At 73.1% G+C, this 12,365-nt stretch carries 11 protein-coding genes and 1 other RNA gene; 3 read left to right on the forward strand and 9 right to left on the reverse strand.

What is annotated here, in order from left to right; all coding sequences use genetic code 11:
* Positions 1-26: 26 nt before the first annotated feature.
* The 3 genes from ilvN to miaA form a co-directional block, all read right to left on the reverse strand.
* Positions 27-542, reverse strand: a complete 516-nt coding sequence (gene ilvN / locus H596_RS0108750) for an acetolactate synthase small subunit (protein WP_027284562.1) — start codon at positions 540-542, stop codon at positions 27-29.
* A 195-nt stretch (positions 543-737) separates the two neighbouring features.
* Positions 738-2,510, reverse strand: coding sequence for an acetolactate synthase 3 large subunit (locus H596_RS0108755; protein ID WP_027284563.1), 1,773 nt, complete (start codon positions 2,508-2,510; stop codon positions 738-740).
* Between the two features lie 108 nt (positions 2,511-2,618).
* On the reverse strand, positions 2,619-3,554 hold the full coding sequence (gene miaA, locus H596_RS0108760; RefSeq protein WP_027284564.1) for a tRNA (adenosine(37)-N6)-dimethylallyltransferase MiaA: 936 nt from the start codon (positions 3,552-3,554) through the stop codon (positions 2,619-2,621).
* A gap of 29 nt (positions 3,555-3,583) precedes the next feature.
* Between miaA and serB the strand changes: the two genes are divergently transcribed.
* A complete protein-coding gene (gene serB / locus H596_RS0108765; RefSeq protein ID WP_027284565.1) occupies positions 3,584-4,477 on the forward strand; it encodes a phosphoserine phosphatase SerB in 894 nt (297 codons plus the stop codon).
* Between the two features lie 72 nt (positions 4,478-4,549).
* Here the strand turns inward: serB and H596_RS0108770 are convergent, their stop codons facing one another.
* From H596_RS0108770 to hflK, 3 genes are all read right to left on the reverse strand, one after another.
* Positions 4,550-6,127 (reverse strand): DegQ family serine endoprotease, encoded by a 1,578-nt coding sequence (locus tag H596_RS0108770; protein ID WP_245583976.1) that lies wholly within the window; start codon positions 6,125-6,127, stop codon positions 4,550-4,552.
* A gap of 68 nt (positions 6,128-6,195) precedes the next feature.
* Entirely contained in the window at positions 6,196-7,077 is an 882-nt protein-coding gene (gene hflC, locus H596_RS0108775) for a protease modulator HflC (RefSeq protein WP_027284567.1), read from the reverse strand.
* A complete protein-coding gene (gene hflK / locus H596_RS0108780) occupies positions 7,074-8,168 on the reverse strand; it encodes an FtsH protease activity modulator HflK (protein WP_408735277.1) in 1,095 nt (364 codons plus the stop codon). Before hflK ends, hflC begins: the two co-directional genes overlap by 4 nt.
* 272 nt (positions 8,169-8,440) lie before the next feature.
* Between hflK and H596_RS0108785 the strand changes: the two genes are divergently transcribed.
* The gene (locus H596_RS0108785) at positions 8,441-9,544 is read left to right on the forward strand and encodes an Mrp/NBP35 family ATP-binding protein (protein ID WP_027284569.1); all 1,104 of its coding nucleotides are present in this window, start codon (positions 8,441-8,443) and stop codon (positions 9,542-9,544) included.
* A 24-nt stretch (positions 9,545-9,568) separates the two neighbouring features.
* Here H596_RS0108785 and H596_RS0108790 read toward each other — a convergent pair whose 3' ends face one another.
* The 3 genes from H596_RS0108790 to thyX are packed head-to-tail and all read right to left on the reverse strand — an operon-like array spanning position 9,569 to position 11,971.
* A complete protein-coding gene (locus H596_RS0108790) occupies positions 9,569-10,453 on the reverse strand; it encodes a PfkB family carbohydrate kinase (RefSeq protein ID WP_027284570.1) in 885 nt (294 codons plus the stop codon).
* Positions 10,450-11,043: an HD domain-containing protein gene (locus tag H596_RS0108795; protein ID WP_027284571.1), complete on the reverse strand. Its 594-nt coding sequence runs from the start codon at positions 11,041-11,043 to the stop codon at positions 10,450-10,452. The genes H596_RS0108790 and H596_RS0108795 overlap by 4 nt, the downstream gene beginning before the upstream one ends.
* The gene (gene thyX, locus H596_RS0108800; protein ID WP_027284572.1) at positions 11,036-11,971 is read right to left on the reverse strand and encodes an FAD-dependent thymidylate synthase; all 936 of its coding nucleotides are present in this window, start codon (positions 11,969-11,971) and stop codon (positions 11,036-11,038) included. Before thyX ends, H596_RS0108795 begins: the two co-directional genes overlap by 8 nt.
* Before the next feature lie 68 nt (positions 11,972-12,039).
* On the opposite strand from thyX, the gene ssrA reads away from it, so the two are divergent.
* Positions 12,040-12,363, forward strand: a transfer-messenger RNA (tmRNA) gene (gene ssrA / locus H596_RS23365).
* Positions 12,364-12,365 lie beyond the last annotated feature (2 nt).

Here is a 12,365-nt window from a genome sequence, read left to right on the forward strand (position 1 = left end):
CCTTCGGTGTTGCAGTCTCGGGAAAATCAGGCGGCGATCTGACGGGTTCCGCGCGCGATGGCAACCGCCCCCGTGCGCGACACCTCCGCAAGCCCCAGCGGGCGCATCAGCGCGAGGAAGGCGTCGATCTTCTCGGCATTGCCCGTCATCTCGAAGACGAAGCTCTCGGTGGTGGCGTCCACCACCCGCGCGCGGAAGGCGTCCGCGAGGCGCAGCGCCTCCACGCGGTGCTCGCCCCTGCCCACCACCTTGATGAGCGCGAGCTCGCGCACGAGGTGCGGCCCCTCCAGCGTCAGGTCGCTCACCTTGTGCACGGGCACGAGGCGGTCGAGCTGCGCCTTGATCTGCTCGATCACCATCTCCGTGCCGGAAGTGACGATGGTGATGCGCGACAGCCGCCCCTCCGCGTCCACCGGCGCCACGGTCAGGCTGTCGATGTTGTAGCCGCGGCCGGAGAAGAGGCCGATGACGCGCGCCAGCACCCCCGCCTCGTTCTCGACCAGCACGGCGATGGTGGCCGTGCGCGTGTCCGTCCCTGCCATCAATGATCCACCCAACCAGAAGGGGCGCTTCCCTCGGAGGATGCGCCCGCGAATGCGGCCGCCGCGCCCAGACCTACATCACCTGCCGCGCAACCGCCGCGGCGCGAAAGCCAAGGCGGCGGACCGGGTATCCCATCGGAAATCGCTCCGCGATTTCGATGGGGCCCGGGAGCCGCCGTCCGGCGCCTGAGAGCCTTAAACCAGCACCTTCCCCTCGTCCGTCACGCGCGCGGCGTTCTTCTCCTGGTCGGGGCCCAGGATCATCTCGTTGTGCGCCGCGCCCGAGGGGATCATGGGGAAGCAGTTCTCGTCCTTCGCCACGCAGATGTCGGCGATCACGGGGCCCGGGTGGGCGATCATCTCGCGGATCACCGGATCGAGCTCCTCGATGCTGCGCGCGCGCAGCCCCTTCGCGTGGAAGGCATCGGCCAGCTTCACGAAATCGGGCAGCGCGTCGGAGTAGGATTCGCTGTAGCGCCCGCCGTGCAGCAGCTCCTGCCACTGGCGCACCATGCCCATGTACTCGTTGTTGAGGATGAACACCTTCACCGGCAGCCGGTACTGCGCCAGCGTGCCCATCTCCTGGATGTTCATCAGGATCGAGGCCTCGCCCGCCACGTCGATGCACAGCGCATCGGGGTTGGCGATCTGCGCGCCCATCGCGGCCGGCAGCCCGTAGCCCATGGTGCCGAGCCCGCCCGAGGTCAGCCACTTGTTTGGCTTCTCGAAGCCGATGTACTGCGCGGCCCACATCTGGTGCTGGCCCACCTCGGTGGAGACGATCACGTCGCGCCCCGTCTCGCGCGTGATCTCGAACAGGCGCTTCACCGCGTGCTGCGGCTTGATGATGGCGCCCGGCGTCATGTCCTGGGTGAAGGCGAGGCAGCGGATGGCGCGCCACTCCTCGATCCGCCGCCACCAGGGCTCGATCTGCGCGCGGGAGAAGGGGGTGGCGTCCTCCTTCCACGCCGCGATCAGCGCGCGCAGCACGCGCGCGGCGTCGCCCACGATGGGCACCTCCACCTTCACGTTCTTGTTGATGGAGGAGGGGTCGATGTCGGCGTGGATCTTCTTCGAGTTCGGGCTGAACTTGTCGAGGCGGCCGGTGATGCGGTCGTCGAAGCGCGCGCCGATGTTCAGCATCACGTCGCACTGCCACATGCACATGTTGGCCTCGTAGGTGCCATGCATGCCGAGCATCCCCACGAATTGCGGGTCGCTCGCGGGGAAGGCGCCGAGCCCCATCAGCGTATTGGTGCAGGGCATGCCGGTGAGGCGCACGAACTCCGTCAGCAGCGCCGAGGCCTCGGGCCCCGCGTTGATCACGCCGCCGCCGGTGTAGATGATCGGCTGGCGCGCGCCCTTGAGCAGCCGCACCGCCTCGCGGATCGCCGCCGGGTCGGGGTCGAGCACGGGGCGGTAGGAGCGATGCGGCGCGCCGGGCTTGGGCGGCGGCGCATAGGGCGCGGGCTTGATCAGGATGTCCTTGGGCAGGTCGATCACCACCGGCCCCGGCCGGCCGGAGCGCGCGATGTGGAAGGCGTCGTGCAGCACCGCCGCCAGATCCTCGCTGCGCTTCACCAGGTAGTTGTGCTTGGTCGCGGGGCGCGTGATGCCGGTGGTGTCCGCCTCCTGGAAGGCGTCGTTGCCGATGAGGTGCGTGGGCACCTGCCCGGTGAGGCAGACGATGGGGATGCTGTCCATCAGCGCATCCACCAGCCCCGTCACGGCGTTGGTGGCGCCGGGGCCGGAGGTGACCAGCACCACCCCCACCTTGCCCGTGCTGCGCGCATAGCCCTCGGCCGCATGCACCGCCGCCTGCTCGTGCCGCACCAGGATGTGGCGGATGTGGTTCTGCTGGAACAGCGCGTCGTAGATCGGCAGCACGGCGCCGCCCGGATAGCCGAAGATGACCTCTACGCCCTGATCCTTCAGCGCCTGGAGGACGACCTCGGCGCCGGGCTTCATCGCGGCGTCGCCCTGATCGGTGCCGGAAGGCGTGGCGGAGAGGGAGGGGGCGGACATGGTGGCTCCTGTGCGTGACGCCACCGCGCTTACGGGCCGCAGCGCCCCCCGTCAACCCGTCCGATCAACAAACGCGAAGATTTCTGCCCGCCCGCTTTCTGAAAGTTGCGCAACAGATGCGATTCGCGTATTGATCCTATGCGTCGCGCTCGGGTCCACCAGGGGCTGGTGGCGGAACCAGGTGGCCTGGCGCCGGGTGTAGGCGATGGTGTGCGCGATGGCGCGCCGGCTCGCCTCCGCCTCGTCGATCTCGCCGCGCAGGAGCGCCGCAAGCTCGGGCACGCCATGGGCGCGCATGGCCGGCAGGGCGGGATCGAGCCCCTGGGCGAGCAGCGCCGCCACCTCCTCCTTCGCCCCGCCCGCCAGCATGGCCGCCCAGCGCGCCGCGATGGCCTCGCGCAGCGCCGCGCGCGGCGGGTCGAGCAGCAGGGCGCGGAAGGCGTAGGGCGCGGGCGGCAGCAGGGGCGCTGCGCGCTGCCAGGCCGCGAGGCTGCGGCCCGTGCTCAGCCACACCTCATGGGCGCGGGCGATGCGCTGGCTGTCGCTCGGGCGGATCTGCGCCGCATCCTCCGGATCGAGCCGCGCGTGCAGCCCCGGCGCGCCGAGGGCGGCCAGCAGCGCCCGGGCCTCGGCGCGCGCCTGCGCCGTCACGGGCGGCAGGGCGGAGAGGCCCTGGGTCAGCGCGCGCAGATACATGCCCGTCCCGCCGCAGAGGATGGGCAGCGCCGCCCCCTCCATGGCCGCGAGCGCCCGTTCGCGCCACCAGGCCACGCTGCCCGCCTCGGCCGCCGGCAGCACGCCATAGAGCGCGTGCGGGGCGCGCGCCTCCTCCTCGGGGGTGGGGCGGGCGGTGAGCACGCGCAGCTCGCGGTAGCATTGCATCGCGTCGGCGTTGATCACCGTCCCGCCCAGCCGCTCGGCGAGCGCGAGCGCGAGCGCGGATTTCCCGCTGCAGGTGGGCCCGGCGACGATCAGGGCTTGGCGCATGCCCCGCGCCCCGGCATGGTCCGCCCGCCATGCCCCATGTGCTGACCCTGATCGCGGCCCCCGGCGGGCTCGCCCCCGCCCATCTGCGCGCCGCGCGCGAGGCGCTCGCCGCGCTTGGCGCCGATCTCGACGCGGTCGATTGGCTGGGCGAGGGCGAGGCGGCCGACATCCCCTTTCAGTCCCTCGCGGCCGAGCAGGCCATCGCCGCCGCCCGCGCCGCGCTGGGCGAGGCGCCGCTCGACCTCATCGCCCAGCCGCGCGCGGGCCGGCGCAAGGCGCTGCTGCTCGCGGACATGGACAGCACCATCGTCACCACCGAGACGCTGGACGAGATCGCCGCCTTCGCCGGGCTGAAGGAGAAGATCGCCGCCATCACCGCGCGCGCGATGAACGGGGAGCTCGATTTCGCCGCCGCCCTGCGCGAGCGCGTGGCCATGCTGCGCGGCCTCGATGCGGGCGCGCTGGAGCGGGTGTGGCAGGAGACGGCGATGACGCCCGGTGCGGCCACGCTGATCGCCACGCTGCGCGCGCAGGGCGCCTACACCGCGCTCGTCTCGGGCGGCTTCACCTTCTTCACCTCGCGCGTGGCCGAGCGGCTGGGCTTTCATGAGCACCACGCCAATACGCTGCTGCTGGAGGGCGGCCAACTCACCGGCGCGGTGGCCGAGCCCATTCTGGACAAGGACGCGAAGCTCGCCACGCTCAAGCGCCTCGCGGCGCAGCTCTCCATCCCGCTCTCGGCGGCGGCGAGCGTGGGGGACGGCGCGAATGACCTGCCGATGATCCAGGCCGCGGGGCTCGGCGTCGCCTTTCGCGCCAAGCCCGCGGTGGCGGCCGCGGCGCGGCACCGCGTGGCCCATGGCGACCTCACGGCGCTGCTCTACGCCCAGGGCATCCGGCGGGAGGAGTGGCGCGAGGGCTGAGCGGCCCCCCCAGCCCGGGCGCCGCGCGGCGGCAAGGCTTTCCCTGCCGCGCCGCCTTCCCGCGCCGCGCCCTCAGCCCGGCGCGGCGCGCGGCGGCGCGAGCCGCAGCGGGACGAAGCGCTGCCCCTGCGGTCCCTCGATGAGGAAGAGCGCCGTGGCCCGGCCCTGGCGGCGCAGCCGCTCCAGCCTCTCCTGCAGCTCCTGCGGGGTGTTCACCCGCTCCTGCTGCACCTCCACGATCACGTCGCCGGGGCGGATGTCGCGTTCGGCGGCGGGGGAGTTCGGCGCCACTTCGGTCACCACCACGCCGCGCTGATCGGGGCGGAGGCGGAAACGCTCGCGGGTCTCGCCCGTCAGCCCCGTCACGCGCATGCCGAGGCCCGAGAGCTCCAGCGGCCGGTCGGCGCGCGGCGTCTGGCCGGGCGTCGCGGCGGCCTGCTGGGTCTCCGTCGGCAATTCGCCGAGGGTGACCATGAGCGTCTCCTCGCGCCCGTCGCGCCAGACCACCACCGGCACCTGCGCGCCCACCGCGCTCTCCGCGACGATGCGCGGCAGGGTGCGCATCTCGCGCACCTCCTGGTTGTTGAAGCGCAGCACCACATCGCCGCTGCGCAGCCCGGCGGCGGCGGCCGGGCCGCCCTCGACGGCGCGCGCGATCAAGGCGCCCCGCGCGCCGCCGCGCAGCCCCAGGCTCTCGGCGATCTCGTCCGTCACCTGCTGGATGTTCACGCCGAGCCAGCCGCGCCGCACCCGCCCCGCATCGGCAAGCTGCTGCACCACCCCGCGCGCGAGGTTGGAGGGGATGGAGAAGCCGATGCCGATGGAGCCGCCGGTGGGCGAATAGATGGCGGTGTTGATGCCGATCACCTCGCCGCGCAGATTGAACAGCGGCCCGCCCGAATTGCCGCGGTTGATTGCCGCGTCGGTCTGGATGAAGTCGTCGAAGGGGCCCTGGCGGATGTCGCGCCCGCGGGCGGAGACGATGCCCGCCGTCACCGTGCCGCCCAGGCCGAAGGGGTTGCCGATGGCCACCACCCAGTCGCCCACCTGGGCGGTGTCGGAATCGCCCCAGGGCACGGCCGGCAGCGGCTGGGGCGGGGTGACGCGCAGCAGCGCGAGGTCGGTGCGCGGGTCGGTGCCGACCAGCGTGGCGCGCAGCGTGGTGTTGTCCTGCAGGATGACGTTGATCTCGTCCGCGCCCTCGATCACGTGGTTGTTCGTCACCACGAGGCCCGCCGGGTCGATGATGAAGCCCGAGCCGAGCGACTGCGCGCGCCGCTGCGGCTGCTGCGGGCGGTTGGGCTCGGCCTGCTGGCCGGGCGGGCGCTGGCGGTTGAAGAAGTCGCGGAAGAACTCCTCGAAGGGGGAGCCGGGCGGCGCCTGGGGCGTCTCGGGCGCGTCGGGGCGATTGGCGCGGGGGCCGCCCAGATTCTGCGTCGTGGAGATGTTCACGACCGCGGGCAGCAGGGTGCGCACGAGCGGCGCGAAGCTCTCGGGCGCGCCGCGCGGCGGGCTGATCGCCGGCGCGTCGGAAGCGGCCGCCGGCGGCGCGGCGGGCGCCTGCGCAAGGGCGGGCAGCGCGAACAGGGCGAGAAGGGCGGTGGCGGCGAGGCGCATCGAGAAACCCCAGAATCGAGCGGGCGGGGGCATGACCCCCGCCCTTCATCATGTAGAGGCTAGGCCCGCCGAAACAACGGCGCCAGCCCTTTCCGCCGCCCTCACCGCCCGGCGGGCGCGAGATGCGGGATGTCGCGGAAGAAGCGGAAGAAGTCGCTCTCCGGCGTCAGCACCATGCGGCTCTCCCCGTTGCCGAACACCTCGCGGTAGGCTTGCATGGTGCGCCAGAACTGGAAGAACTCCGGATCCCGCTGGAAGGCCTCGGCGAAGATGCGGATGGCCTCCTGCTCGCCCTGGCCGCGCAGGATGTTCGCCTGCCCCTCGGCCTCGGCCAGCAGCACCGTGCGGTCGCGCTCGGCCTGGGCGCGGATGCGCTGGGCCTGCTCCGCACCCTCGGCGCGGAGCTGGCGCGCCTCGCGCTCGCGCTCGGTCTGCATGCGCGCGAGAATGGCCTGGGTGTTCTCGTCCGGCAGGTCGGCGCGGCGGATGCGCACATCCGTCACCTCGATGCCGAAGCGTCGCGCCTCCTCGTTCACCTGGCGGCGGATTTCGGCCATGATCCGCGTGCGGTCGGCCGAGAGCACGGAGAGGAGCTGCTCGCTCGCCAGCACGCGGCGTAGCGCGGAGCTGACGATGGAGTTCAGCCGGCCGCGGATGCCCGCCTCCGTCGCCCCCACCGTCTGGAAGAAGAGCAGCGGGTCGGTGATGCGGTAGCGGGTGAAGCTGTCCACGATCAGCCGCCGCTGGTCGCCCAGGATCACCTCCTCGCCCGGCCCCTCGAAATCGAGCAGGCGGCGGTCGAAGACGATGACCGACTGGATGAAGGGCAGCTTCACGTTCAGCCCCGGCTGCTGGATCACGCGGATGGGCTGGCCGAACTGCGTGATCAGCACCTGCTGGGTCTGGTGCACGGTGAAGAAGGCGCCGGCGGCGACGAACACCGCCGCGAGCGCCACCGCGCCGAGGACGAGCAGCTTGTTCATCGCGGCATCCCCCCCTGGCTCGCGGGCCGCTGCTGGTTGATCGCCGGCGCGGCCGCCACGGGGGCGGGCAGGCTGCGCGGCGCGCCGGTCTGGCCCGCCGCAGCGCCGCCGCGGCCATCCAGCGGCAGGAAGGGCACGAGGCCCTGCAGCCGGTCATCCACCAGGATCATGTTGTTGCGGCGCAGGATCTCCTCCATCGTCTCGAGGTAGAGGCGGCGCACCGTCACGTCCTGGGCCTGGGAATAGGCCTGGAACACGGCGTTGAAGCGCCCCGCCTCGCCGCGCGCGCGGGCGATCTGGCTGTCGCGGAAGCCCTGCGCCTCCTGCACCATGCGCTCCGCCTCGCCGCGCGCGCGGGGGATGATGTCGTTGCGGAAGCTCTCCGCCTCGTTGCGGGCGCGCTCGCGGTCGGCATTGGCGCGCTGCACGTCGCGGAAGGCGTCCACCACCGCGGCCGGCGGGTCCACCTTCTGCATCTGCACCTGGGTGATCTCCACCCCGGCGCGGTACTGGTCCATGATCGCCTGGGTGCCGCGGCGCACCTCCTGCTCGATCTGGGCGCGCGCCTCGGTCAGCGCCGGCTGGATGGGCGTGCGGCCGATCACCTCGCGCATCACCGATTCGGCGGCGGATTTCACCGTCTCTTCGGGGTTGCGGGTGTTGAAGAGGAACTCGCCCGCGTCGCGGATGCGCCAGAACACCGCGAAGTCGATGTCGATGATGTTCTCGTCGCCCGTCAGCATCAGCGACTCGGCCAGCACGTCGCGCGCCGGGATCACGCGCCCGCCGGGGCCCGCCTCGGCGCCCGTGCGGAAACCCACATCCACGCGGTTGATGCGCGTGACGCGCGGCGTCGTCACCGTCTCCACCGGCCAGGGGATGCGGTAGTTCAGTCCGGGCGGGGCGGTGCGGTCGAAGGCGCCGAAACGCATGACGACGCCGAGCTCGTCCGGCTGCACGCGGTAGAAGCCCGAGGCGCCCCAGAGCGCGAGCAGCACCAGCGCGCCGGCGCCGATCAGCCGCCCGCCGCCGCCGCCGCGCGGCAGGAAGCGCCGCACCGCCGCCTGGGCCTGGCGGATGATCTCCTCCACATCCGGCCCGGGGGCGCGACCGCCAGGGCCGCCGCCCTGGGGGCCGGGCGGCGGCGCGCCCCAGGGGCCCCCTCCGCCGGGACGCGGGTTGCCCCAGGGGCTCGGTCCTCCATTGTTCCAGGCCATCTGCGCCGACTTCTCCCAACCGGCCGCGCGATCCCCGCGCGCGCCATCTTCCTCACATACGGCCCCCTGCCCCCAAGGGGGAGGGGTGCACGAACCGCTCGCCCTCGCATATGGACATGCCGGGCCATGAAGGAAAGGTCATGATCATGTCGGAGGCGCTGGTCGAGGGCGTGAAGCGCGCCCTGCGCGCGGTGAAGGACCCCGCGACGGGGCTCGACGTGCTCGAGAACGGCATGGTCGAGACGGTGAATGTCCGCGATGGGCTGGTGCAGTTCGCCCTCGCCGTGCCGCGGGAGCGCGCGCGCGAGCTCGAGCCGCTGCGCCAGGCCTGCGAGAAGGCGGCCGCCGCCGTGCCCGGCGTGCTCTCGGTGACGGTGGTGATGACGGCGCACCGCGAGGCCCCCGCCGCGCCGAAGGCGACCTCCACCCGCCCCCCGCCCGGCCAGGGCCAGATGCTGCTGCCCGAGGTGGGCAGGATCGTCGCCGTCGCCTCCGGCAAGGGCGGGGTGGGGAAATCCACCACCGCGGTGAACCTCGCCGTGGCGCTCGCCGCGCAGGGGCTGCGCGTGGGGCTGCTGGACGCCGACATCTACGGCCCCTCGCTGCCGCAGATGCTCGGCACGCAGGAGAAGCCGCGCGCCGTGGGCCAGCGCATCGTGCCGATCAGCCGCTGGGGGCTGAAGGCCATGTCCATCGGCTTCCTGGTGGAGCAGGAGACGGCGATGATCTGGCGCGGCCCCATGGTGATGGGCGCGCTGGAACAGATGATGGCCCAGGTGGAGTGGGGCGCGCTGGACGTGATGGTGGTGGACATGCCCCCCGGCACGGGCGACGCGCAGCTCACCATGAGCCAGCGCGTGCCGCTGGCGGGCGCGGTGATCGTCTCCACCCCGCAGGACGTGGCGCTGATCGACGCCCGGCGCGGCGTGCGCATGTTCGAGAAGGTGAATGTCCCCGTGCTCGGACTCATCGAGAACATGAGCTACTTCTGCTGCCCCGCCTGCGGGCATCGCAGCGACATCTTCGGCCATGGCGGGGCGCGGGCGGAGGCGGCGCGGCTCGGCGTCGAGTTCCTGGGCGAATTGCCGCTCAAGCTCGCCATCCGCGAGATGGCCGATGCCGGCACGCCCATCGTGCTGGCCGCGCCCGAGAGCGAGGAGGCCGGGCGCTACCGCGCCATCGCGGCGCGGCTGTGGGAGAAGCTGGGCGCGCCCGCCGCCGCGGCGGGGCCGCGCATCGTGATGGAGTAAGGGGGGCGGCCGCCGGGATGACGCTCAGCGCCCGGCGAGCAGCGCCTCGATCTCCGCCGCCCGCGGCATGGCGGGGGCGGCGCCCGGCCGGGTGCAGGCCAGCGCCGCCGCGGCGTTCGCGCGGCGCATGGCGGCGGGAAGCGGCGCGCCGCGATCCAGCGCGGCCGCCAGCACGCCGCACCAGGCGTCGCCCGCGCCCACCGTGTCGGCCACCGGCACGGCGAAGGCGGACAGCGTCACACGCTCCCCGCGCGCGGCCGCCTCCGCGCCGCGCTCGCCCCGCGTCACCGCCACCCCGCAGCCCAGCGCCGCGTGCAGCGCCTCCGCCTCCACCGCGCAGCCGAGCGCGGCGGCGAGCCAGGCGGCCTCCTGCTCGTTCACGATCAGCAGATCGAGCGCGGCCAGCGCCTCGCGCGGGAAGGACGCCGCCGGGGCGAGGTTGAGCAGCAGCCGCGCCCCCGCCGCCCGGCCGCGGGCGATCAGCGCCGCGTTCTCCTCCGGCGGAACTTCCATCTGCATGAGCAGCGTGGCGCCGGGCGGGATCGCCTCGACCTGCGCCGCGCGCGCGGCACGGTTCGCCCCGGCCGAGACGGCGATCTGGTTGCGCCCCGCCGCATCCACCACCACGGCGGCGAGGCCGCTCGGGCCCGGCGCCTCGGCGAGCCAGCCCGTCTCCACCCCCGCCTCGCGCAGCGCCGCGCGCAGCAGCGCGCCCTCCGCATCCGCGCCCACGCAGCCGGCGAAGCGCACCGAAACGCCGTCGCGCGCGGCGGCGATGGCCTGGTTGAGCCCCTTGCCCCCGGGCAGAGGCGGCCCCGCCTCGCCCAGCGCCGTCTCCCCCGGCGCGGGCAGGCGCGGCACGCGGAAGATCCGGTCCGCGATGGCCGCGCCGAAGACGATGACGCTCACGGCCTGAGCAGCCCGAGCGCCATGGCGCGCGCGTAGAGCGCCTCGATCATCGGCGCGAAGGGCGGGCCGAGATCGATGGCCGGCTGCATGCGCCTGAGGCTGCGCGCGCGCGTCAGCCCCACCTCGGCCCAGGCGGGCGCGCCGCAGCCCACCTGCTGGGCGAAGCCCTGCAGCCGGTCGCAGCCCATGGCGAAGCGCGCCTCGGCGCTCTCGCCGGCCTCGAACTCCTCCCACAGCGCCGAAAGCCGCGCGGCCAGATCGGCCGGCAGGGTGCCGAACAGGCGGCGGGCGGCGGCGCGCTCGCGCTCGGCCTGGGTGAGCAGGCCCGCCTCGTCGAAGGCGAAGGTGTCGCCCGCCTCGATCTCCACCAGATCGTGCACCGCGATCATCGCCAGCACCCGCGCGAGGTCGGGCCGCGGCGTCACCTCCTCGGCCAGCAGCACGGCGATCAGCGCCACATGCCAGGCGTGCTCGGCGCTGTTCTCGGCGCGGTCCTCGCCCGCATGGCGCGTGCGCGCGGCGCGCTGGACGTGCTTCAGCCGGTCGGCCAGCGCGAGGAAGTCGAGGATCGCCGAGAGACGCTCATCCACGCCCGAGCACCTCCATCAGCTCGCGCCATTCCCGCTTCGACAGGCCGCTCGCCTCCTGCGTCACCGCCTCGCCCGCCAGCATCCGCCGCACGAGGCCCAGCATCTGCGCCGAGAGCGTGACCGCGCCCATGCGGTAGTCGCGGAAGGCCTCGAAGCAGAGCGGCACCCAGGCCTCGACGGTGCGCAGCATCGCCTCGGCATAGGCGCGGATTTCGTACTGCGCGTGCGCGTCGGCGCGCAGCGAGAGGAAGTGGAACAGGTTGTGCAGGTCGGTCTTCCAGTACCACTGGGTGTAGGTGTTGAGGGTGAGGTTCATCCGCGCCAACTCGCGCGCCAGGCCGCTGCGCGCCTCGTCGAGCGGCTGGCCGGCCTCGTCCTCGTTCAGCATCCAGGCGTAGTGGTCGTAGTTGCGCTGCGCGTCCTCGCGCAGCAGGCGCAGCACCGCCTCGGCCTCCGCCCCTTCCAGCACCGCGCCGCGGCCCTGGCGGTTCACCGCCGACTGCGCGGCGAGATGGGCGGGGGCGGGGATGTAGAACTCCCGGTCCATCACGGAATAGCGGGCGGAATACTCGTTCACGTTCGCCGTGCGGTGGCGGATCCACTGCCGCGCCACGAAGATGGGCAGCTTCACGTGGTACTTGATCTCGCACATCTCGAAGGGCGTGGAGTGGCGGTGGCGCATGAGGTAGCGGATCAGCCCGCGGTCCTCGTTCGCCGCGCGCGTGCCGCGCCCGTAGGAGACGCGGGCGGCCTGCACCACCGCCCCGTCGTCGCCCATGTAGTCCACCACGCGGAGGAAGCCGTGGTCGAGCACCGGGATGGGCTCGAAGAGCATGGCCTCGAGCGCGGGCACGGTGGGGCGGCGCGTCTCGGCGCGGGCGGCGCGCGCCTCGCTCAGTTCCGCCCGCTGCGCCTCGGTGAGTTCCATGATCCGCCCCCGTCTGAAAGCCGGATGGGTGTAGCGGGCCATGCGCGGGGGGCAAGCCTGCCCCCTTCCCCCTCGCATCCGGCCGGTGGCTGCGCTACATGAGGGGTGCCGCTTGCGGCTATGGCGATAAACGTTGCGTGGAATAAACGTTGCGGACCCGGGGGCAGTGCCCGGCGTCTCCACCATCCTCCCGCCCCTGTCGTTGGGCGCGGCCGTGGGGACGAAACAGGCTCGACGCGCGTGGTAAAGACGCAGCTTTTGCCCGGCATGGTACCGCCGTCATCGGACCAAATCACAAGTGCCAACGACAACGTCCGCGAGGACGTGGCGCTCGCTGCCTAACCATAGGTAAGCGCGGTCTGGGGGGCACCGGGCAACAGAAGCCCCCCGCTTT

This window comes from Rubritepida flocculans DSM 14296, assembly GCF_000425365.1.
GTDB classification, from domain to species: Bacteria; Pseudomonadota; Alphaproteobacteria; order Acetobacterales; family Acetobacteraceae; genus Roseococcus; species Roseococcus flocculans.